The sequence below is a fragment of the Streptomyces sp. NBC_00390 genome, from assembly GCF_036057275.1.
In the GTDB taxonomy this organism is placed as follows: domain Bacteria; phylum Actinomycetota; class Actinomycetes; order Streptomycetales; family Streptomycetaceae; genus Streptomyces.
Window position 1 is genome coordinate 4672330 of record NZ_CP107945.1, and the last position, 20684, is coordinate 4693013.

A 20684-nucleotide genomic window follows, 5' to 3' on the forward strand; every position below is an offset into this window, starting at 1 on the left:
CATGGGCGACCACTTCCAGACCATCGTCGACCTCGATGCCACGGCCGAGGAGGCCCCGGCACTCGCGGCGCGCGCGGTCGCCTGGCTGGCGGCCGAGGGCATCGTGCGCGCCGAGCGCACCGACTGTGTGCTCGGGAAGCCGCTGGGCCATCCGCCGGGCCCGAACTGGGCCAGGACCGCTTCCCCCGACGACGCCGACCGGGACCCGTCGGACGGGCTGGACGTCACGACGGGGCGCACGGTCTTCTTCGGCGGTCAGGGCGACGCCGACTGGGCCGACTGCCCCAGCTGCGGTGGCCGCACCCTGTTCGGGCCCGGGGACGCGGACCGGTACGACCCGCTGGACGACGACACACCGGCCGACGAGGGCGGCGAACCTCTGGACGAGGAGTGGGAGTCCTTCTCCCGGGCCATGGACGCCTGGAGCGCCATGGGCGAGGCGAGCGTGGAGTGCCGGCACTGCGGCGTCGACATCCCGATCATCGACTGGACCTGGTCGCACGACTACTACGCCTTCGGCCACCTGGGCCTTCAGTTCTGGAACTGGCCGGAGTTCCGCCAGGAGTTCGTGGCCGAGCTCGGCACGGTACTGGGCGGCCACCGCACCGTCGTGGTGTGGGGCAAGCTCTGACCCCGGCAGCAGACACGGCGGTGGGGGCGGCGCGTCCGCGCCGCCCCCACTGTCACCGGCGGGTCAGCCCGCCAGGTCCCCGATGTCCTCGAAGCCCGCGATCTCACGCGGGCTGCGCCCGCCGGGGCCCACGTACCGCGCGGACGGACGCACCAGACGGCCCGTGCGCTTCTGCTCCAGGATGTGCGCCGACCAGCCCGCCGTACGGGCACAGGTGAACATCGACGTGAACATGTGCGCCGGGACCTCGGCGAAGTCCAGCATGATCGCCGCCCAGAACTCCACGTTCGTCGCCAGGACCCGGTCCGGGCGGCGGTTGTGCAGCTCCTCCAGCGCGGCCTTCTCCAGCGCCTCCGCGATCTCGTACCGGGGCGCGCCCAGCTCCTTCGCCGTACGGCGCAGCACGCGGGCGCGCGGGTCCTCGGCGCGGTAGACGCGGTGGCCGAAGCCCATCAGGCGCTCGCCCTTGTCCAGGGCACGCTTCACATACGCGGTCGCGTCACCCGTGCGCTCGATCTCCTCGATCATGCCGAGCACACGGGAGGGCGCACCACCGTGCAGCGGCCCCGACATCGCGCCCACGGCACCCGAGAGCGCGGCGGCCACGTCGGCGCCCGTGGAGGCGATGACGCGGGCGGTGAAGGTCGAGGCGTTCATGCCGTGCTCGGCGGCCGAGGTCCAGTAGGCGTCGACGGCCTTGACGTGCTTGGGGTCCGGCTCGCCGCGCCAGCGGATCATGAAGCGCTCGACGACGGACTGGGCCTTGTCGATCTCCTTCTGCGGGACCATCGGCAGACCCTGGCCGCGCGCACTCTGCGCCACGTACGACAGCGCCATCACGGCTGCGCGCGCCAGGTCGTCACGGGCCTGCGCCTCGTCGATGTCCAGGAGCGGTTTCAGACCCCAGACGGGGGCCAGCATCGCGAGCGCCGACTGCACGTCGACCCGGATGTCGCCGGAGTGCACGGGGATCGGGAACGGCTCGGCGGGCGGCAGTCCGGGGTTGAACGCGCCGTCCACCAGCAGGCCCCACACGTTGCCGAAGGAGACGTGCCCCACCAGTTCCTCGATGTCGACACCCCGATAGCGCAGCGAGCCGCCCTCCCTGTCGGGTTCGGCGATCTCCGTCTCGAACGCGACGACTCCTTCGAGTCCAGGTACGAAGTCGGACATCAGGCGGCTCCTCAAGGCGTGTACGACAGAAGCGGGCCGGTCACCCCGGTGATTCCCCGTACGGCCGGGGATCACCCAACCGTCGGGAGCAGGCACGATATCCCCTGCTGTAGGGAGGCCACAGTGACCCGACGCAAGATTTTGGCGGGTGCTGATGATGCGGGGAAGCGTGACATCCGGCACACTGCCCCATTTCGGTCCAGGAGGATTGACGGCACTCCGTGCCGGGCAAACTCGACCCCTGCGGCAGGATGTTCTTGTGACCGATGACGCCGCACCGCAATCGTCCGAGCCGGATCCGGCCGCCGCCCCGGGATCGCGGGGCCCCGCCGACGTGACCGTCTCCGGTCTCGCCGTACCGGACCCCGCCGCGACCGACCTCGTCGTACCGGATCCCGCCGTCATGCGTGAGCAGTACCGCTCGACGCCGCTCGACGAGTCCGCACTGGCCGAGGGACCCATGGACCAGTTCGCCCGCTGGTTCGCCGAGGCCGCCGCCGCGGCCCTGATGGAGCCCAATGCCATGGTCGTCGCCACGGCCGGCCCCGACGGGCGCCCGTCGACCCGGACCGTCCTGCTCAAGCAGTACGACGAGCGTGGCTTCGTGTTCTTCACCAACTACGTCTCGCGCAAGGGCCGGGAGATCGACGCCAACCCGTATGTCTCGCTGCTCTTCCCCTGGCACCCGCTGGCCCGCCAGATCATCGTCACCGGAACCGCGTCCCGGATCGGCCGCGATGAGACGGTCGCGTACTTCCGCACCCGCCCGCACGGCTCCCAGTTGGGCGCCTGGGCCAGCGAGCAGTCCTCGGTGATCGCCTCGCGCGAGGAGCTGCTGCGGCGCTACGAGGAGCTGGCGGCCCGCTACCCGGAGGGCGAGCAGGTGCCCGTGCCGCCGCAGTGGGGCGGTGTCCGGGTCGTACCGGACGCGGTGGAGTTCTGGCAGGGGCACGAGAACCGGCTGCACGACCGTCTGCGGTACGTGCGTACCGACGCGGACGCCGAGCCGGGCAAGGGCGGCTGGACCGTGGAGCGTCTGGCGCCATAGCCCTGTCCGGGCGATCTTGTCGGGGCTGCGACGCTCCCCCAGAGCTTCTCCCCCAGGACTCCGTCCGGGGGGACCTCCAGGAGGTACCCCCGGCTACGGCACCTCGCTGTGTTGTCGGAGTCGCCCGAGTGCGTCCGGTACGAGGGCGATCTCCTCCGGCCTCCGGCCGGGCGGTACCCCCACCGGCTTGCGATGCGTCCCCTCGGCCCTGGTGGGCCTGGGGAGGCCCCATGTCTCGGCCCTGGTGGGCCTGGGGAGGCCCCATGTCTCGGCTTGGTGGTCCTGGGGAGGCCCCATGCATCCGACGCCGCAGGCTGATCCTCGAAGATCGCCCGGACAGGGCAGGGCCGAGTGGGACGTCTCTCGTACGGACTGCGGCGAGCACCGAGTGGATCCCCGGAGCCGAGGCACATGGCTCCGGGGCCACAGGGCGGTGCGCGGTTCCTCGGGGAGGGGCCCGCACTCGGGGGCGACAGGTGGGGCGGTGCTGCGCGGCGAGTGCCGACCCGCACGTCCTGCCTCTTCAGCCTGTCTCAGTCGTCTGCCGCGATGTCGGTTTCGGCGGCGTGCGCCGCCGATTCGGCGTCGTTCAGCAGCTTTTCCATCTCGGCGGCCGGCTCGGTGGGCGCGACGGCCGCCGGTGCGGAACCGCTCGGGACCGGCGCGCTGTCACCGGTCGCCGGTCCGGTGTCCTGACCGCATCCGGCGACCAGGAGTGCGACGGCCACAGCCGCCGCCGCGCGGCCGACGGAGCGAGGCCGGGCCGTTGCCCGCATCAGCCCTTGGCCCCGTCGCCGTTGGCCCGGCACCAGGTCTTGACCTTGGCCAGGTCCTTCTGACGCTGCTCAAGCGTGGTGACGTGCGACGTGCGGGCGGTGAGCCGGTTGCGGAGGAAGGTCTCGATCTCCGTGTGGCCGGCGGACTCGGCCGCGGCCACGCGCTTCTCGAGGCGGGCGATCGAACCACGCGTGGCCGCATCGCCGTTCATGCGCTCCAGCGCGTTCTCGATGCGCTTTTCGATCTTCGGCAGGCGCTTGCACAGCTTCTTGGCGCCGTCGCCGCTGCGGGTGGTGCCGGGTGCGGGCGTGCCGTCGTCGGCCGCGGCGCTGCCGCCGGCGGCGAGCAGAGAACCGCAGGCTGCAAGGGCGACGACGGCGTTCCTGAATGTCAACATGACTGTTCCTCCATGCCGGTTCCGGCGGGGTTGCCGTTCCGGTCGGAACGCTAGGAGCCGTCTTTGTGGAAACTCTGTGGCCGTGCCGACCGGTACGGGCAGGCGGCGTCGACACGGGCCGGACACCCCGTTGACGGCTTCACTGCCTGCTTCCGCCGTATTCCGGGTACGTCGTCGGCGGGTGGTCAGGGGGCGCAGCGGCGACTCCTGCGGCTGTCCCGGCCATCCAGTCCCGGCGCAGCGGCAGCGTGACGGCCTTCCCGTCACGTCCTTGCGCCGGCAGGCGGACCTCGAAGCGGGTACCGGTGCCGCCGGGCCGGTCCAGCACCCGTACTTGGCCACGGTGCAGCGCCACTTGCTGGGCGACCAGGGTGAGGCCGAGGCCGGAGCCGGGGCTGCCGGGCCTGCGGTGGAAGCGCTCGAACACGGCGTCGCGGGAGCGGGCCGGTATACCCGGCCCGTGGTCGTCCACCGTGAGGACCGCCGTCGCGCCCTGTGGCTCCGGAGCCGTCCGCAGGACGAGATCGACCCGAGCGGGCTCCGACCCGCGGCAGCCGTGGAGAACGGCGTTGGCCAGCAGGTTGTCGAGGACGGTGCGCAGTCCCGGCTCCCAGCCGTGCACCGGGAGGAACTGCTCGCCGGTCACGCTGATCCTCGCTCCCGGGTGACTGCGCCGTAGATCCGCGACCGAGGCCTCGGCGACCTCTGCCAGGTCCACCGGTCCGAACGCGTCGGCTTCGACCAGGTCGCCACGGCCCAGTTCCCGCAGCATGACCAGCAGGCCCAGCAGGCGCCTGTGTTCGTGCCGGAGATCGTCCAGGATCTCTTCCCGCTCCGGCCCGTCCAGTCCGGGATGGTCGGTGAGGAGCTCCAGGTTCGTCTGCATGCTCATCAGCGGGGTGCGGAGTTCGTGCGACGCGGCCGCCGAGAAGGACCGTGCCGTGGCCAGCGTCTCGGCCGTGCGGGCGGCCTGCTCGTCGTAGCGGGCCAGTACGGTCTGCAGGGTGTGGGCCAGGTCGTCGACCTCGGTGACCCGGGTCGGGCTGTGATCGAGCCGGGTCGTGGTGGCCCGTGGGTCCAGGCCGCTGGTGCGCTGCTGCAGGCGCCGCAGTGGCCGGCTCGCGCGAGTGGCCACGGCTCCGGCGAGCAGTGCGGCCAGGGGCGCGGTCAGCCCGGCGACGGTGAGTACCCGGGCGCGTACGAGTCCCAGCTGTGCCTCGCTCGTCGTGTCCGGCGAGAACAGCCACAAGGTGCCGTCGACGCCCTGCCGCGGACCGGTGACCTGTATGGACATGGCCCGCCAGCTCGTGTTGCCGTCCCGCACGGTGACAGGTTCAGGGGCGCTGCGGGGCAGCGGTACGTCCGCCTTCGGCTGCGGCCCGCCGGACGCCGTCCCCTCGGGGCCGATCAGCCGGATACCGACGTCGAGCGCGGAGTTGTACAGGCGGCGCTCGCGGGCACGTTCAACGGCGGGTGGCCGGTCGGCCGCCGCTGCCTGCAGCAGGCCGCGGGCGTCCCTGGCGACCGTGGCGGCGCGGTCACGCAGAAGCCGGTCCTGCTGGTCGTGGAGACCGGCCGCCACCAGCCGTATCAGCAGCCAGCCGGAACCGAGCACCAGCAGCACAACGGCCACGCCCACCGCCAGCGCGATCCGGGTGGAAAGCTTCACCGCGCCTCCCGACTGCCGGCGGAGGCGCTGTCGTCGCGCAGGACGAAGCCGACCCCGCGGACCGTGTGGATCAGCCGTGGCCGTCCACCGGCTTCCAGCTTGCGGCGAAGATAGCTCACGAACGTGTCGACGACACCGGTACGGACGTCGAAGTCGTATCCCCATACGCGGTCCAGCAGCTGATCACGCGTGAGCACCAGGCCGGTGTTGCGTACCAGCACGTCCAGGAGCTCGAACTCGCGCCGGGTCAGCGGGAGCAGGGCACCGTCCACCCGCGCCTCGCGGGCGGCAGGGTCCATCACGAGCGGCCCGATCCGCACCCGGCCGCCGTCGGCGGGCGGGCGCCTGCGCAGCAGCGCCTGGAGCCTGAGCACCAGCTCCTGAAGGGCGAACGGCTTGACCAGATAGTCGTCGCCTCCGGCCTGGAGACCCGCTATCCGGTCCGAGGTCTCGTCCAGGGCGGACAGCATCAGTACGGGCACCTCGTTGCCGTCGCCGCGCAGCGCCCCGCACACCTCGATGCCGGTGAGGTCGGGCATCGATATGTCCAGCACGATCACATCGGGCGGGTCGTTCCTGGCACGGTGCAGCGCGGCCCGTCCTCCGTCGGCGAGCTCCACCGCGAAACCGTTCAGCCGCAGCCCGCGCTCCAGCGACCGGCGGATCGCCGCGTCGTCGTCGACCACCAGCACCCGCCCCTGGCGCGATGTCCCGCCCACTCGAACCTCCCCTGCCCGCGGGCCCGGCGGACCCGTCCGTTCCACGGCGTCCACCGACAGTGCACCGGACAGCTGTGGAACCTGTGTGAGACCTGAGGATGCGGCATCTCTCCCGTGGAGCCCAGAGCCGTCAGAGCCGTGGCGCTAGAGCCGTCGCGCGAGGTCGAGTGAGGTGCCCACCGCCGCCGGGATGTCCGTCACCGGGAACTGCACATGGCGCACCGTGCGTTCCCGGTCGACGACCAGCACCGCGCGCTTGAGCCGCAGGGCCTGGCCCGCCCGGAAGGTGGGCAGCCGCAGCGCCGCGGACAGGCGTGCGTCCATGTCGGACAGCAGCGGGAAGGGGATCTCCTCCGCCGCCGCGAAGGCCCGCTGCTCGTCGGGGCGCTGCGTGCTGACCCCGCGGACGGCGACGCCGGCGGCCCTGAAGTCGTCGTAGGCGTCGGCGAACAGGCGGTTCTCGAGGGTGCAGCCGGCGGCGCCCGGGATGTCGGACCAGCCGTCCGGCAGTGGGCTCGGCCGCCCCGTGGCCGGGTAGCAGAACAGCACGGTCGCCGCCGCGTCCGCATCGACGGGGTCCAGGCCGTCGCCGGTGTGCGCGGGCAGCGTGATCCGCGGCAGCCGGGTGCCGGGCAGCCCGGTCATCCGCCGTGCCTCGGCGCTGTGATCGTCGGCCGAGGCGGTGAGCGTGCCGTCGCCGAGGAGCCAGCGGTCGGCCCAGTCCTGCAGGGACACCAGTACGGGGAGCAGCGCGCGGCCGGCGGTGGTCAGCCGGTACTCGTGGCGCACCGGGCCCCGCTGGTACGGGACCTTCTCCAGGATGCCGCTGTCGACCAGGTGCGCGAGGCGCTCGGTGAGCACCTTGCGGGAGATGTCCAGCTCGTGCTGGAGCTCGTCGAAGCGGTGCCGGCCGCGGGCCGTCTCCCGTACGAGCAGCAGGCTCCACCAGTCGCCGACCACCGCTGCCGCCTGCGCGACGGCGCAGGCGGCGTCGCGCTCCGGTACTGCTCTCGCCATCGTCCGCTCCTCCCTGGCATTGCAGGCACCATCTTGCGCCATGGGGTGAGTTTCCGATAGAAACTCACTGAGTTCCTAATAGGAACTCACTCGTCGTCGGATCTCAAGCTTGTCTCGGATCTCAAGGGGGAGAGGTCGTGCCCACAGCCCGGGCCACCGCATGGCGCACCTGGCAGATGACCAGACGTGCCTATCCATGGACCTACGCCGTGGGCACAGTGCTGCCCGCCGCGCTCACCATCTCGCTCGCGTACCTCGGCTTCCACGCCATCGGGGACGGAGAGGTCGGCGACGACTTCGGCACCGGCGCCGCCTCCTACCTCGCCTACCTCGCCGTCGGTGCGACCGCCTTCCAGTTCGCCGTCCGCCTCATCCTCTGGTCGGCCAAGGCACTCATCACCGAACAGCGCCAGGGCACCCTCGCCGCCCTGCTCATCGCCCCCGCCGGACGGCTGCCCTACCTGCTCGGCTTCACGGCCTTCGCCGTTCTCAGCAGCCTCGTCGAATTCCTCACCCTCGGCGTCGTTCTCGCCCTGCTCGGCATCGCCGTCCCGGTCGCCTCACCACTCGGCGCAGTCGCCGGCGCACTCGCCCTCGTCTGCGCGGTCTTCGCGCTGTCCGTCGGACTCGGTGGGCTGATGATCGCCGCGGGCGAGGCGCACATCTCCCAGAACACCGTCTTCATCGTGCTCGGGCTGCTGTGCGGCTTCACCTTCCCCCGCGACTACCTGCCCGCCCCGGCCCAGTGGCTCGCCGAAGCCTTCCCCACCACCGCCGCCATGGACGTGCTGCACGGATCACTCACCGGCGGACACTCCTTCGCCGAACTGGCCCCGCGGCTCGCGATCTGCGCCGCGCTCACCGCCGCCTACCTGCTCCTCGGCCTGGCGTACCTGCCACGTGCCGAAGCCCGAGCTGTCGAGAGGACCTACTGATGACCACCGGGATCCAGGTCCGCGCCCTGCGCAAGGACTTCCCCGTACGCGACAAGGGCATCTTCGGCCCCCGCACGCTCAAGACCGCCGTCGACGGACTCGACCTCGACATCCCCCCGGGCCGTATCACCGGACTCCTCGGCCTCAACGGCGCCGGCAAGACCACCACCATCAAGACCATCGCCACTCTGCTGCGCCCCACCTCGGGCACCGTCACTGTCGACGGCCTCGACACCGTCACCGACGCCCGCGCCGTACGCCGCCGCATCAACCTCATCGCCGGCGGCGAGCGCATGGTCTACACCCGTATGACCGGCCGCGAGAACCTCTGGTACTTCGGCCAGCTCTACGACGTGCCCAAGCCGGACCTGCGCCGCCGCATCCACGAACTCCTCGCCCTGGTCGGCCTGTCCGACGCCGCCGACACCATGGTCGAGCGCTACTCGCGGGGCATGACACAGCGTCTCGCCATCGCCCGCGGACTGATCAACGAGCCCGACCACCTGCTCCTCGACGAGCCGACCCTCGGCCTCGACGCCCCCATCGCGCGCGACCTGCGCCGCGTCGTCGCCCGCCTCGCCGCCGACGGCACCGGCGTCCTGCTGACCTCCCACTACCTTGCCGAGGTGGAGGAGCTCTGCGGCCATGTGTACGTGATCTCCGACGGCCGCAACCTGGCCGAGGGCAGCCCTGCCGAGCTCAAGGCGGCGACCGGCAGCCACCGCACCGTACGCATCACGGTCACCAACCCCGGCGAACGCGTCGCCGCCGTCGCCGACTCCTTCGGCGCCACCCGTGAACCCCGCCCCGACGGCAGTGAGGTGATCACCCTGCGCCACCCCGACGACATCGCCGGCCCGCTCGCCGCGGCGCTCGTCGAGGCGGGCGGCTCCATCGGCGGTCTCGACATCGCCGAAGCGAGCCTCGAGGACGCCGTACTCAAGCTCGCCGACCGCACGCACGAGGGCCGCACGGACGCGGGCCTGGCCCCCGCCGAGGCGGCCTCGGTATGAGCCGCCCGAGCCACGCCCTGCGCGTCTTCGCCGCCGAAGCGCTGAAGCAGCACCGCAGACTCTTCGGCCAGCCTCTGGTCGTCTTCTCCATGCTGGTCTGGCCGGTCCTCCAGCTCGCCACCACCTACTACACGCTGCGCCCGGTCGCGACCGCGTCCCCCGCCGCGGACAACTGGCCGACGGCCGCCGATCCCGACCGGCTGCTCGCCTTCCTCGCCACCGGCACGCTCGCCTACGCCTTCTTCTTCTCGCTCGTCCAGTCCGCCTGGCACTTCTCCTTCGAGCGCAGCACCGGCACCCTGGAACTCCTCTTTCTCTCCCCGGCGGGCCGTCTGACCCTCATGATCGCCAACGGCGCCGGCGCCCTGCTCCAGAACGCCTGGCTGCTGACCTGCTTCACGATCGTGGCCCTCACCGGCTTCGGCGCGCTGTCGGTCGCGGCCTGGTGGATGTGCGGGGTGGTGCTGCTGGCGCTGCTGATCCCCGCGGTCGCGTGGGGAGCGTTCCTCAACAGCCTGCTGGTCTTCTCCCGCGACTCGGCGTTCCTCTACACGATCCTCGACGAGCCCCTCTGGTTCGTCTCCGGTGTCCGCCTCCCGAACTTCGCCCTGCCGGCGGCGATCCAGATCGTGGGCGCGGTCTTCCCGCTGACGGGCAGCCTGCTCGCGGTCCGCGGCGCACTGCTGGAAGGGCGGACGGCCGCCGACCTGGGCCCGACCCTGGCGGCCCTCGGCGCGCTGAGCGCACTGCTGCTGGCCGCGGCGGCGGTGATCCTGAAGGCGGGGGAGGCGCGGGCACAGCGGACGGGGAAGCTGAGCCTGGCGTGAGGGTGCCGGGGCCGGGAACGCAGACGACCCGTGGGCCTTTGGTTCCTGCCGTACGGGACGGAGGAAGCCGGCCGGACTTACCGGCGGCCCACGGGTCGGGTGACTGCTTGGTTTCGGCAGACGGCCTGCCGAGGTGCACAGAGTGCGACGGCAGGCCCTAGCCCGCAGTCACCTCGCTGGTCCGGTAAGAAATCACTTCCGGATCACCTCCTTTCGGCGTGCGGCCCACACTAGGAGCCTCTCCGGGGATGCTCAACCCTATTTTCGGGACGGGTGGTGCGGGAGGTGGCCGCGCCGCCGCCTCACAGGCCGGCCTGGGCCAGCAGCTCCTCCATCGCCTCGACCGGCAGCGCAGGGGAGCTCGCCGCCGCAGTCACCACGGACTCCTCCTCGTCCCCGTCCGCCAGCAGGGCTCTGAGGGCCGCGACCGGCAGGTTGGGGTGCGGCGCGACCTCGCGGCGGACCAGGTGGTCGTCGTCGGCGGCCAGGCGGGCGGCGAGCGCGGCGGGCAGGTCCGGGTCGCGGGGGGCCAGGGCACGGATCCGGGGGTCGGCGTCGGTGGCGAAGCGGCGCAGGGTCTCGGGCGGGAAGGTGGTGTGGTCGGCGGGGCGGCCGCGGACCTTGCTGCGCTGGTGCCGGCGCTCCACACGCTCGGCGGCCTCCGGGGAGAGGGCCGGGGCATGGGCCGCCATGGTGTGGCGGACGCTGTTGTCCTCGTCCTCCAGGAGACGGTCGACGGCCTCGGCGGGCAGGTCGCGGCCGGCCGCTGCCGAGCGGCGGAAGCAGGCGTACGGGGAATCGACATGCGGGAGCGGGTCGGCCCGTATCCAGGGGATGTCCCGGAACGTGAGCCCGGTCAGGGCGAGTTGGCAGAGAAGATCCTCCTCGGTGACGGCGAACGCGGCGTCGCCGCGGTCTGCGCCGTCCGTCAACTCCTGGTGGATGGACGCTCGGTGCTCCTCCGGAGTGTCCTCGCGCACGAAGATCTCGGCACGGACCAGCGGCGACGCGTCCTGGGCGAGCGCGTCGCGAAGGCCGGCCGGCAGGTCGGGGTGGGCGGCGAAGGCGGCGCGTACGTCGTCGTCCGGGTCCTCGGCCAACTCCTTCGCCAGAGCCTCGTCCAGGACCACATGCCGGACCGCTCCCGCCCTGGTCACCGGGTCGGCGAGCAGGGCGGCGTGCAGGTCGGCGGGCGGAACGGGGTGCGGGGTGCGGCGGAAGTACGTCGAGCAGGCGGCCGCCCGGACCTTCGGGTCCTCGTCCGTCAGCAGTGTGCGCCGCACGTCCTCCGGCGCCTCGACCCACCACTGGGCGAGCTCGATGCGCACGGCGGGGTCGGGGTCGTCGGCGAGGCGGGCGCGGATCGCGGGCGGGGTGTCGCCGTTCCGCGCGACGTCCGTGCGGACCTTGGCGGACGGGTCCTCGGCGAGCGCGGCGAACACATCGCCGGACAGACCGGGGGCGCGGGAGGCGAGGGCGCTGCGCACCATGTCGTCGGCGTGGCCGGCCAGGGTGCGCCGGACCGCCGGCGGCAGCTCCGGGTTGCAGGCGAGCGACAGGGCGCGCCAGTCGTCGCCGAACGCGAGGATCCCGTCCGTGAGTTCCTCGGTCAGATCGGTGCGCCGACGCGCGGCCTCGCCGCACGCCTCCTGGTGGTCCAGCAGTCGCCGCAGCAGGTGCTCGGGGAGTGCGGGGTTGCGTGCCAGGCCTGTCAGCGCCTTGTCGATCAGCATGCCGGGCATGCTAGAGCCTCTTTTCCGGATGATGCCGGGCTCGCGTGCCCTGGCTCCCCCCGCGGCCTTCGGTGCGGGAGGCAGCCCCCGCACCGGGACCCCGCTCACTGTTCCGGCCTGTTTCGGCCTGATCCGGAACAAAGGCCCAGGCATGGCCGGAATTTCGGCGGGCAGGGATTTCCCCGAACTGTATGTGTCCTGTGTCACGTTCCAGTTGAATGATCTGACGTGCACCGGTACTCGCGGACGCGTCCTGCAGGGGGTCCAGGATGACTGCTTCCAGACACAAGACCACCGATGCCGCCGCCGGCGCCGGCGAACCGGGGAGGGGCGGGCCGCCGGGGGCGGACCTGCTGGCCGCCCTGCTGGACGGGATGGATGCCGCGCTCTGTGCCCTGGACGCGGGCGGAACCATCACCCACTGGAACCGCGAGGCGGAGCGGATCCTCGGGTGGTCAGCCGAAGAGGCGGTCGGGCGGCACGGGTTCTCCGGCTGGGCCGTGCGCAGGGCGGACGCCGGGGAGGTCCAGCGGCGGCTGATGGCCGCGATGGAGGCACCGGGACGACAGGTGCACGAGTTCGCGCTGCTGCGCAAGGACGGCGGGCGGGTGCTCGTGCGGACGCAGTCGGCGCGGGTGGTCGGCGCGGACGGCAGGCCGGCCGGGGTGTACTGCGCGTTCAGCGAAGTGCACGCCCAGATCGATCTGGAGCGCTCCATCGCGCTGAGCGAGGCCCTGTTCGACGACGCGTCGTGGGGTGTCGTCCTGGTCGATGTGGACCTGCGGCCCGCCGTCGTCAACGCCCATGCGGCGCGGGCGCTCGGCGCCGGGCGCAGCTCCGCGCTGGGCCGGCCGCTCGGGGAGGTCGTCGTCCAGGGCGTGGAGGAACTGGAGGGCGCGCTCCATCACGTACTCGCCGAAGGCGCGCCGCGCGGGCTCGTCGAGCTGTGGGTGACCGTCGCCACCGCCGGGGGCGAGCAGCAGCGGCGCTGCTGGCGCAGCGGGTTCCTCCGGCTGGCTTCGCCGCTCGCGGAGGAGCCCGTACCGCTGGGCGTGGGGTGGCTGTTCCACGACGTGACCGAGGCGAAGCTGGCCGAACAGGAGGCGGACCGGATGCGGTTCCGGTCGAGTCAGCTGCACCGGGCGGGACGGGCGGCCGCGGAGTGCGAGGACCCGGTGGAGGCGGCGACCGCGTATCTGGACTTCTCGCTGCCCGGCTTCGCCGACCATGCGCTGATCGATCTGGCGGAGGCGGAGGGGGAGCGTCTGGTGCGCGCGGCGGCGACGCCCGCGGGGGCGCCCGGACCGTGCGCGCCGGTCGCGGGCGGCGGGCTTCCGGTGCGGTACCCGCCGGGCCATCCGGCGTTCCAGTCGGTGGAGCGGTGCGGCTCGGTGCGGGCGAGCGCCGGTGCGGCCGCGGCAGGTGAGTGGGCGGCGCAGCGGCAGTGGCCGTCGGATGCGGCGCACGCGCTGTGCACGGTGCTGCGCAGCCGGGGGCGGACGCTGGGTGTGCTGACGTTCCTTCGCGGGCCGGGCCGGCCGGCGTTCGAGCGTCAGGACGCGGTGTATGCGGAGAGCGTCGCGGCGCTGGCGGCGGCGTCGCTGGATCTGGCGCAGGTCACGGGGCAGGGCGCCGGGGGCTGAGCCCCCGGGCCTCCGGCCTGCCGGTCCCCGGGACGGGCCCGCGGAAGGACGGGTCCGCGCACCTGCCGGCCGACGGCTGCGCCGCGATGCTGCGCAGACGTCCGGGTCGACGCCCCGGGGCCGCGGCGGCCTCGCCGGCCGGCCCCCGTCCGAGCGGAGCTGGGAAGAGCGCGCCGGCACCCGGCGGCTGCCGTCCGTGCGGGGCCGGCGGCACGGTCGTCGCCGCGGCACCGGACCACGCCGGCCGTCCGCCCGTCGCCGGGGCGGTCAGTGGCGGAAGAAGATCCGGTCCCGGTACTCCGTCATCACACGGCCGTTCCACTCGTGGCCGCCGTCCACGTTCCCCGAGCGCAGCAGCGGGGGTTCGATGCCGCGCGCCACCAGCTGTTCGGCCGCCGCCGCCATGGTCGCCTGCATCAGCGCGCTGGTGACGACGGTGGACGCGGGCGCGAACGGCGCCGCGATGCCCTCGTGCGTGAGCTCCGCGTCGCCGACGGCGATCTTGGAGTCCAGGACGATGTCGCAGTGGTCCTTCAGGAACGAGTTGGAGGCATGGCGTGAACTGGTCTCCTCGGCGTACGCCACCGAGGTCACGCCGATCACCGTCAGCCCGAGCGCGCGGGCGTTCATGGCCATCTCCACCGGCAGGGCGTTACGGCCCGAGAGGGAGATGATCACGAGTACGTCACCCTCACCGGCCGGGCTGGAGTCGAGCACCGCGCCGGCGAGCCCGTCCACGCGCTCGAGTGCCGAGCCGAGCGTGGCCGGCATGACGTCGACGCCGACGACACCCGGGACGGCGAGCAGGTTCATCAGGGCCAGGCCGCCGGCCCGGTAGACGACGTCCTGTGCGGCGAGGGAGGAGTGTCCGGCACCGAACGCGAACAGGCGGCCGCCCGCGGCGACGGCCTCGGCGACGGCCGTGCCGGCGGCGGCGATGTTCTCGGACTCCTCGTCGCGTACGCGCTGCAGCAGGCCGATGGCGGCGTCGAAGAACTGACCGGCCAGCTTGCTCTCGCTCATCGCCGAGCCCTTTCCACAGGAGGGGAGGACGACACCGGGAGTACCCGTGTCGCGGATCACGGTGCGGTCTGGACCATTGCCCTGTCAATACGGACCGCGTTGTGCGGGCCTGCCTTACGAGCCCGCAACACAAGGCTGCTGTACTGGGTTCCCCTCGCACGGCACGGTTGTCGGCGGGATGCGTAAGAATTGAGCCGGGACGAGCGCACGACCGTTTTCATGTCACAGCATCGAGGGGCACGTATGTCCGGACTGATCGACACGACGGAGATGTATCTCCGCACCATCCTCGAGCTGGAAGAGGAGAGTGTGGTGCCCATGCGGGCCCGCATCGCGGAGCGGCTCGACCAGAGCGGCCCGACGGTCAGCCAGACCGTGGCGCGGATGGAGCGCGACGGTCTCGTCACGGTCGCGGGCGACCGGCACCTCGAGCTCACCGAGGAGGGCCGGCGGCTGGCGACGCGAGTGATGCGCAAGCACCGCCTGGCGGAGTGTCTGCTGGTCGACGTGATCGGGCTGGAGTGGGAGCAGGTCCATGCTGAGGCCTGCCGCTGGGAGCACGTGATGAGCGAGGCGGTGGAGCGGCGGGTGCTGGAGCTGCTGCGCCATCCGACCGAGTCTCCGTACGGGAACCCGATCCCGGGCCTGGAGGAGCTGGGAGAGAAGGCGGAGGCCGACCCCTTCCTGGACGACAGCATGGTCTCGCTGGCCGAGCTGGACCCGGGCGCGGACGGCAAGACGGTCATCGTGCGCCGGATCGGCGAGCCGATCCAGACGGATGCCCAGCTGATGTACACCCTGCGGCGGGCGGGTGTGCAGCCCGGCTCGGTGGTGAGTGTGACGGAGTCCGCGGGCGGGGTGCTCGTGGGCAGCGGTGGCGAGGCGGCGGAGCTGGACGCGGAAGTGGCGTCGCACGTCTTCGTGGCCAAGCGGTAGGACGGCGAGGACGGCGCCGGCGGGCTCCGCGCCCGAGGGCAGCGGCGGCCCGTGGCCGTATTCCGTCCGGAATGGCAGCGGCCGGGCGGATCGCATGCCAGGCTGGCTGAGGCATATGACCCACGACCTGGGGAGGGGATCTGGGTGATGCGCCCGTCGTACGCCTTGCGTGCCCATGGCCGCCGGCCCTGGAATCACCGGCACACCTGGAACCAAAGGGGTCCCGGCGCCCGAAGGCGCCGGGACCTGTCCTCCCCTGTGCTGACCCGGAGCCCCGAGCTCTCAGGGTCAATCCCCTCGGACCGTTTTCCCCGAGCGGCCCGCCTCCCGCAGAAGATCTCCCCTCGGCGGCGGGAGTCAATCCCTGAGCATGGTCACTCGAACGAGGGGTGTTGCGCGCCAGAGCCCTGTTTTCGAATACAAGTTCGATAGTCTGGCGATGCTCGGCAGGACTCGACAGGTGTCAACCCGACCCGGGGGAGAGAAGGGGGTGCCAGGCCAGATGGTGCGGCGCATCGATGTGACCGGAGCCCACGGCGTACGCCTGGCTGCCTGGGAGTTCGCGGACCCGCCCAAGGGGCGCGGCGACAGTGACCGTGCCCCCGGGGTGTTACTGCTCCACGGCCTGATGGGTCGTGCTGCGCACTGGGCCTCCACGGCGCGGTGGCTCGCCGAGCGGCATCGGGCGGTCGCGCTCGACCAGCGGGGGCACGGCCGCAGCGACAAGCCGGCCGGCGGCCCCTTCACCCGCGAGGCGTATGTGGCGGACGCGGAGGCCGCGGTCGACCAACTGGGTCTCGCCCCGGTGACGTTGATCGGCCACTCGATGGGCGCGCTGACCGCCTGGCAGCTGGCGGCGAAGCGACCGGACCTGGTCCAGGCCCTGATCATCTGCGACATGCGCGCGTCCGCCCTGGGGGCGGCGTCGCAGCGAGAGTGGGAGGACTGGTTCCGCTCCTGGCCGCTGCCGTTCGCGACGCTGGCCGATGTGCGCAAGTGGTTCGGCGAGGACGATCCCTGGGTGGAGCGCCCGAACCCGGCGCGCGGCGAGTTCTTCGCGGAGGTCATGGCGGAGAGCGCGGACGGCTGGCGCCCGGTGTTCTCGCGCCGCCAGATGCTCACGTCCCGCGAGACCTGGGTCCACGACGCCCACTGGGAGGAACTGGCGCAGGTCCGGTGCCCGACGCTGGTGGTCCGCGGCCTGGACGGCGAACTGGGGCGCGCGGAGGCCCAGGAGATGGTCCGGGTCCTGCCCCGCGGCGAGTACGGCGAGGTGGTGGACGCGGGCCACCTGGTCCACTACGACCGCCCGGACGGCTGGCGCACGGCGATCGAGCCCTTCCTGGACGGGGTCCTGACACCGTGACAGCAGGCGGGACGAAGTCCTTCGCCTTCGACGACCCGAGCCTGAGCCGTACGTGCGAGGAGTGCGGGGCAGGCATGCACTGCGCCGTCGGGGAGGCGCTCCACGGCGGCCGGCGACACTGGCACGTGGAAGCCACCTGCGAGGACTGCGGAAGCGGATGGATCAACTGCGGCTCCGATGATCCGCCGCCCGTTGTCCGGGACGCGCTCATCGCGGCGTACGGATGGTCGACCGTCCGGGTCGCCGCGGGGTCCGGAGGCCGAGGGGCGCGGCTGCTGAAATGCGTGCGGGAGGTGTACGGCGGCTCCCTCGCCGAGGCGAGGCAGAGGGCGGACGCGCTGCGCGCATCGGGTGTCCAGGGGACCCAGGTCGATGCGGAGATCCTGGCCGGGGCCCTGAGGCGAGCGGGATTCCCGGCGGAGATCATGTCCGGGAGCAGGGCAGGCGGGGCGAAGTGACCGGCGGCCGGGGAGCGTTGCAGATCCACACCGCCGAGCCCGTTGCGCCCGGTGTCGTCGAGTGTGTCGTGCGCTGTGTCGGCGGGCTCGTGCGGGTCGGGCAGCGGTACGAGGCCGGGCGGTTCACGGTGGACTGGATCAACTGCTACGGGCGGCGGGTCGATCAGATCCCTCCGCCGTACTCCGCGAAGGTGCAGCTCTCCGGAGCGGGCGTGGAGGAGCTGCGCGACCGGGTCGTCATCCTGGCCGACGGCCCGCGCAGTTACGGATATGTCGGGCCTCGTGAGATCTGGCGTGCCGCGCGGGGAGCGGAGGGCGGACGGGCGGTGGGCAGCGCCGCGGAATTCGAGGCGTGGGTCTCGGAGCAGGAACAAGCCGATCTCGCCGAGCCGTTCACCTATGTGGTCGACGTGCAGGGACTGCTGTGGCTGGCCCCGCGGCGCAGTGAGCATGTCGCCTGTGCCGGGCGCGGGCAGGTGCTCGGGGCCGGGGAGGTCGCCTTCCGGCGTGCGGGCGGGGCCTGGGAGGTCGACGAGATCAGCAACCAGTCGACCGGGTACTGCCCCGACCTCGACTCCTGGGCCGCCGTCGCCGCCGCCCTCGACCGGGCGGGGCTCGGGCGGCCCGACGGGTTCACGCACGAGGTGCTCTTCAGGCGCTGCCCAGGGTGCGGCGAGGTGAACGTGGTGCGTGAGGGCTGGTTCGTCTGCGCCCTGTGCGGGGACGATCTGCCCGCCGACTGGAACCTGTAGCCCCGCCCGCCCTGTCAGCCGACCGGCTTGCGCATCTCCTCGCGCACCTTGACCGTCGTCTCCGCCACCACATCCATGTCGACGTCCTGCGGCGACTGGGCCGCCGTCGCCGGGGTGACCATGGCGACCGACCCGTTCGTGTTGTCGTCGGCCCAGGCACACATCGGGAACGTCATGGCGCTGCCGTCCTGTTGTTTGCCCGTCAGCACCTGGCAGGTGATCGTCACATCCGAACCGGCCGGGGTGGCGTTCCGAGGGGCCACGACCTGCGCGGCCCCCTTCGCCCCGGCTGCGCCCCTCAGGATCGCGTCACGTGCCTCGTCGGGGTCCTTGATGCTGCCGTAGAGACCCGAGACGGCCAGCACGCCACCGTCGGACTCCGAGAGCCAGTGCGCCACCGCCGGCTGGGGGTTGCGGATGTTGGCCTCGCTCATGCCCGCCATCTCGGGGCGCTGCTCGGCCGACTTGTCCTCGGCCAGCTCGTACTTGCCGCCGAGCAGGGTGCGGGGGACCGTGAGCCGGTACTTCGCTTCCGGGAAGCCGTCCTTGCTCTTGTCCCCGCTGCTGTCCGCGCCCCGGCCGCTCGCGCTGTCGCTGCTCCTCGATCCGCCGCGCCGGTCCGACCGCAGGTCGACGTTGTTCCCGAACCACGCGACCGCGAGGACGGCCACGGCCGATCCCAGCGCGACGGCCACGGTCAGGACCGTCCTGTTCTTCTTCCGTGGTGGCTGGGGTGGTGGCGGGGGTGCCGGCGGCAGCCCGCCCCAGCCGGGCCCCGGGTGCGGCTGGGGCGGCATCGGAGGCTGTTGTGCGTACGGCTGTGGCGTATACGGACCGGGCTGCGCGTACGGCTGCCGACCGTACGGATTCGGCTGCCCATACGGACTCTGCGGCGTGGACATGACCGCCACCATACTTCACGGATGCGAACTCCCGCAGAGCGATGGTCCGTTCAGCCCTTGCTGACCGCCGTCAGGATCTCCGGCAGCCGGCGTGCGGTCTGCGGTGCCGCCAGCCGCACCCCCGCCCAGGCGATCAGCGCGCCGTACGCCGTCCCCACCGGCAGCATCAGCCACGGCGCCGACTCGAAGTCCGACGCATGCAGCCAGATCGTCAGCGCGATCAGCGGGGTGCACATCAGCACCGCCGAGATCATGCCGCCGAAGATGGAGATCCAGGCGAGCCCGCCCTGCCCCGGAGCCACGTTCTTGTACGCGCTGTCCTGCGGGATCGAGTACGGGAAACGCGCCGAGGCCAGCGCGCCGGTCGCCAGCATCGCGCCCAGCAGGGCGAACGACAGTCCCATGACCTCCGGCAGCCCCTGCCACTCGCCCAGGACGGCCGCGGTCGCCGTCGACACCAGCGCCATGTACGGGAGCATGATCACCAGCAGGGCCAGTGCCCGGGCCCGCAGTTCGTCGTACGCGTCCTGAGTGGACGAGATCGTCAACGCGACCATCCAGAACGCCGACGTGTCCTGGCCGAACTGGTTGTACATCTGGATACCGAGCATCCAGGCCGCGAAACAGGCCAGATAGATCGAGCCCGTACCCTGAAGCGCGTTGAACAGCGGCACGATCAGTCCGATCGCCAGCGACGTCACCCACGCCGCCTTGGTCTTCGGGTCCCGCCACACATAGCGCAGGCTGCGGTGCATCACCGTGCCCGTACGCCCCTCGGGCAGCAGCCGGTGCAGCCCGCTCACCGACTCCTTGCGGCTCGGCTCCGTCGCCGCCGCGAGCGTCGAGCCGTCCGGGGCCGTCATCAGCTTGGTGAGGCTGCGCTGCCAGGACCACAGCAGGGCGTACAGCGCCCCGGCCGACAGCGCGAGTTGGGCGACGGCAACCCCGTAGGAGCCCTCGCTCGCGGCTCCCACCGCGCCGATCGCGGACGCCGGCGGCACCCATTGCACGATCTCCGCCACCGGGTCGAGCGCGCCGATGCCGCCCGCGGCGCCGATGCGCTGAGCGGCGAAGTTCACGACCTGGAAGCCGATGGCGATCACCAGGCCGCTGAGCACGGCCAGGTCACGGCCCTTGCGCGAGGTGAGCAGCCGGATGTTTCCCGCAGCCACCGCCCGGGCCAGCGCCACGCACACCAGCAGGGTGAGCGGGACGGCGACCACGGCGACGACCAGCGCGAACGCCCCGTGCGCCAGCGCGAACGCCGACCCCACCACCAGGCACAGCGAGAACAGCGGCCCGATGCCCACCAGCGAGGAGCCGAGCAGCGCCACCACCAGTGGGTGCGGCCGCAACGGCAGCATCACCAGCCGGGTCGGGTCGAGCGTCTCGTCACCACTGGGGAAGAACAGCGGCATCACGGCCCAGCCGAGCGCCAGCACGGCGGTCAGCAGCACGACGACGGACTCGGCGTGGGCGTTGCCCCGCAGCACCACCAGGCCGATCAGCTGGCCCGCCGCCAGCAGCAGGGTCATGACGAGCGAGGCGACGAATGCCGCCGTGCGGCCGGACGACTGGCGCAGGCCGTTGCGCAGCAGCGACAGCTTGAGGCGTACGAAGATCCCGGTGAGGGCGGCCGTGCTCACCGGCGTGACCGCGGCGGTG

At 72.3% G+C, this 20684-nt stretch carries 20 protein-coding genes; 10 read left to right on the forward strand and 10 right to left on the reverse strand.

Annotation, left to right across the window (positions count from 1 at the left end; genetic code table 11):
* Window position 1: 1 nt before the first annotated feature.
* Complete coding sequence (locus OHS70_RS20525; RefSeq protein ID WP_328399251.1) at window positions 2–631, forward strand: hypothetical protein; 630 nt, start codon at window positions 2–4, stop codon at window positions 629–631.
* A gap of 63 nt (window positions 632–694) precedes the next feature.
* Here OHS70_RS20525 and OHS70_RS20530 read toward each other — a convergent pair whose 3' ends face one another.
* A complete protein-coding gene (locus tag OHS70_RS20530; protein WP_328399252.1) occupies window positions 695–1804 on the reverse strand; it encodes a citrate synthase 2 in 1110 nt (369 codons plus the stop codon).
* Between the two features lie 403 nt (window positions 1805–2207).
* Here OHS70_RS20530 and pdxH point away from each other — a divergent pair, with 403 nt between their 5' ends.
* Window positions 2208–2852: a pyridoxamine 5'-phosphate oxidase gene (pdxH, locus tag OHS70_RS20535; RefSeq protein ID WP_328405781.1), complete on the forward strand. Its 645-nt coding sequence runs from the start codon at window positions 2208–2210 to the stop codon at window positions 2850–2852.
* Between the two features lie 533 nt (window positions 2853–3385).
* Here the strand turns inward: pdxH and OHS70_RS20540 are convergent.
* The 5 genes from OHS70_RS20540 to OHS70_RS20560 all read right to left on the reverse strand — a co-directional run bounded on the left by OHS70_RS20540 (window position 3386) and on the right by OHS70_RS20560 (window position 7431).
* Window positions 3386–3580 carry a hypothetical protein gene (locus tag OHS70_RS20540; protein WP_328399253.1) on the reverse strand — a complete coding sequence of 65 codons (195 nt, stop codon included), beginning with the start codon at window positions 3578–3580 and terminating at the stop codon, window positions 3386–3388.
* Between the two features lie 47 nt (window positions 3581–3627).
* Window positions 3628–4026 (reverse strand): hypothetical protein, encoded by a 399-nt coding sequence (locus OHS70_RS20545; protein WP_328399254.1) that lies wholly within the window; start codon window positions 4024–4026, stop codon window positions 3628–3630.
* Window positions 4027–4165: 139 nt separating this feature from the next.
* Complete coding sequence (locus OHS70_RS20550; protein WP_328399255.1) at window positions 4166–5695, reverse strand: sensor histidine kinase; 1530 nt, start codon at window positions 5693–5695, stop codon at window positions 4166–4168.
* Window positions 5692–6414, reverse strand: a complete 723-nt coding sequence (locus OHS70_RS20555) for a response regulator transcription factor (RefSeq protein ID WP_328399256.1) — start codon at window positions 6412–6414, stop codon at window positions 5692–5694. The genes OHS70_RS20550 and OHS70_RS20555 overlap by 4 nt, the downstream gene beginning before the upstream one ends.
* Before the next feature lie 144 nt (window positions 6415–6558).
* Window positions 6559–7431: a winged helix-turn-helix transcriptional regulator gene (locus OHS70_RS20560; protein WP_328399257.1), complete on the reverse strand. Its 873-nt coding sequence runs from the start codon at window positions 7429–7431 to the stop codon at window positions 6559–6561.
* Between the two features lie 137 nt (window positions 7432–7568).
* Here OHS70_RS20560 and OHS70_RS20565 point away from each other — a divergent pair, with 137 nt between their 5' ends.
* Genes OHS70_RS20565 through OHS70_RS20575 form a run of 3 tightly spaced genes read left to right on the forward strand, consistent with a single transcriptional unit; the run spans window position 7569 to window position 10206 of the window.
* Window positions 7569–8366, forward strand: a complete 798-nt coding sequence (locus OHS70_RS20565; RefSeq protein ID WP_328399258.1) for an ABC transporter permease — start codon at window positions 7569–7571, stop codon at window positions 8364–8366.
* Window positions 8366–9379: an ABC transporter ATP-binding protein gene (locus OHS70_RS20570; protein WP_328399259.1), complete on the forward strand. Its 1014-nt coding sequence runs from the start codon at window positions 8366–8368 to the stop codon at window positions 9377–9379. Before OHS70_RS20565 ends, OHS70_RS20570 begins: the two co-directional genes overlap by 1 nt.
* On the forward strand, window positions 9376–10206 hold the full coding sequence (locus tag OHS70_RS20575) for an ABC transporter permease (protein WP_328399260.1): 831 nt from the start codon (window positions 9376–9378) through the stop codon (window positions 10204–10206). Before OHS70_RS20570 ends, OHS70_RS20575 begins: the two co-directional genes overlap by 4 nt.
* A 302-nt stretch (window positions 10207–10508) precedes the next feature.
* Here OHS70_RS20575 and OHS70_RS20580 read toward each other — a convergent pair whose 3' ends face one another.
* Window positions 10509–11939 (reverse strand): hypothetical protein, encoded by a 1431-nt coding sequence (locus OHS70_RS20580; protein ID WP_328399261.1) that lies wholly within the window; start codon window positions 11937–11939, stop codon window positions 10509–10511.
* Between the two features lie 269 nt (window positions 11940–12208).
* Here OHS70_RS20580 and OHS70_RS20585 point away from each other — a divergent pair, with 269 nt between their 5' ends.
* Complete coding sequence (locus OHS70_RS20585) at window positions 12209–13582, forward strand: PAS domain-containing protein (RefSeq protein ID WP_328399262.1); 1374 nt, start codon at window positions 12209–12211, stop codon at window positions 13580–13582.
* A gap of 267 nt (window positions 13583–13849) precedes the next feature.
* Here the strand turns inward: OHS70_RS20585 and OHS70_RS20590 are convergent, their stop codons facing one another.
* Window positions 13850–14605: an SIS domain-containing protein gene (locus tag OHS70_RS20590; protein WP_328399263.1), complete on the reverse strand. Its 756-nt coding sequence runs from the start codon at window positions 14603–14605 to the stop codon at window positions 13850–13852.
* Between the two features lie 243 nt (window positions 14606–14848).
* Between OHS70_RS20590 and OHS70_RS20595 the strand changes: the two genes are divergently transcribed.
* The 4 genes from OHS70_RS20595 (at window position 14849) to OHS70_RS20610 (ending at window position 18117) form a co-directional block, all read left to right on the forward strand.
* Window positions 14849–15541 carry a metal-dependent transcriptional regulator gene (locus OHS70_RS20595; protein WP_328399264.1) on the forward strand — a complete coding sequence of 231 codons (693 nt, stop codon included), beginning with the start codon at window positions 14849–14851 and terminating at the stop codon, window positions 15539–15541.
* Between the two features lie 502 nt (window positions 15542–16043).
* Complete coding sequence (locus tag OHS70_RS20600; RefSeq protein WP_328405783.1) at window positions 16044–16907, forward strand: alpha/beta fold hydrolase; 864 nt, start codon at window positions 16044–16046, stop codon at window positions 16905–16907.
* A complete protein-coding gene (locus OHS70_RS20605) occupies window positions 16904–17365 on the forward strand; it encodes a hypothetical protein (protein ID WP_328399265.1) in 462 nt (153 codons plus the stop codon). Before OHS70_RS20600 ends, OHS70_RS20605 begins: the two co-directional genes overlap by 4 nt.
* Before the next feature lie 17 nt (window positions 17366–17382).
* Window positions 17383–18117 (forward strand): hypothetical protein, encoded by a 735-nt coding sequence (locus OHS70_RS20610; RefSeq protein ID WP_328399266.1) that lies wholly within the window; start codon window positions 17383–17385, stop codon window positions 18115–18117.
* Window positions 18118–18131: 14 nt separating this feature from the next.
* Here the strand turns inward: OHS70_RS20610 and OHS70_RS20615 are convergent, their stop codons facing one another.
* Entirely contained in the window at window positions 18132–18812 is a 681-nt protein-coding gene (locus OHS70_RS20615) for a hypothetical protein (RefSeq protein ID WP_328399267.1), read from the reverse strand.
* Between the two features lie 257 nt (window positions 18813–19069).
* On the reverse strand, window positions 19070–20665 hold the full coding sequence (locus OHS70_RS20620; protein ID WP_328399268.1) for a transporter: 1596 nt from the start codon (window positions 20663–20665) through the stop codon (window positions 19070–19072).
* Window positions 20666–20684 lie beyond the last annotated feature (19 nt).

Excerpts from the sequence above, each read along its gene's own strand:
- OHS70_RS20525 (WP_328399251.1), top strand. The coding sequence starts at position 2 with ATGGGCGACCACTTCCAGACCATCGTCGACCTCGATGCCACGGCCGAG.
- OHS70_RS20530 (WP_328399252.1), bottom strand. The coding sequence starts at position 1,804 with ATGTCCGACTTCGTACCTGGACTCGAAGGAGTCGTCGCGTTCGAGACG.
- pdxH (WP_328405781.1), top strand. The coding sequence starts at position 2,208 with ATGCGTGAGCAGTACCGCTCGACGCCGCTCGACGAGTCCGCACTGGCC.
- OHS70_RS20545 (WP_328399254.1), bottom strand. The coding sequence starts at position 4,026 with ATGTTGACATTCAGGAACGCCGTCGTCGCCCTTGCAGCCTGCGGTTCT.
- OHS70_RS20560 (WP_328399257.1), bottom strand. The coding sequence starts at position 7,431 with ATGGCGAGAGCAGTACCGGAGCGCGACGCCGCCTGCGCCGTCGCGCAG.
- OHS70_RS20570 (WP_328399259.1), top strand. The coding sequence starts at position 8,366 with ATGACCACCGGGATCCAGGTCCGCGCCCTGCGCAAGGACTTCCCCGTA.
- OHS70_RS20575 (WP_328399260.1), top strand. The coding sequence starts at position 9,376 with ATGAGCCGCCCGAGCCACGCCCTGCGCGTCTTCGCCGCCGAAGCGCTG.
- OHS70_RS20580 (WP_328399261.1), bottom strand. The coding sequence starts at position 11,939 with ATGCTGATCGACAAGGCGCTGACAGGCCTGGCACGCAACCCCGCACTC.
- OHS70_RS20585 (WP_328399262.1), top strand. The coding sequence starts at position 12,209 with ATGACTGCTTCCAGACACAAGACCACCGATGCCGCCGCCGGCGCCGGC.
- OHS70_RS20590 (WP_328399263.1), bottom strand. The coding sequence starts at position 14,605 with ATGAGCGAGAGCAAGCTGGCCGGTCAGTTCTTCGACGCCGCCATCGGC.
- OHS70_RS20595 (WP_328399264.1), top strand. The coding sequence starts at position 14,849 with ATGTCCGGACTGATCGACACGACGGAGATGTATCTCCGCACCATCCTC.
- OHS70_RS20600 (WP_328405783.1), top strand. The coding sequence starts at position 16,044 with ATGGTGCGGCGCATCGATGTGACCGGAGCCCACGGCGTACGCCTGGCT.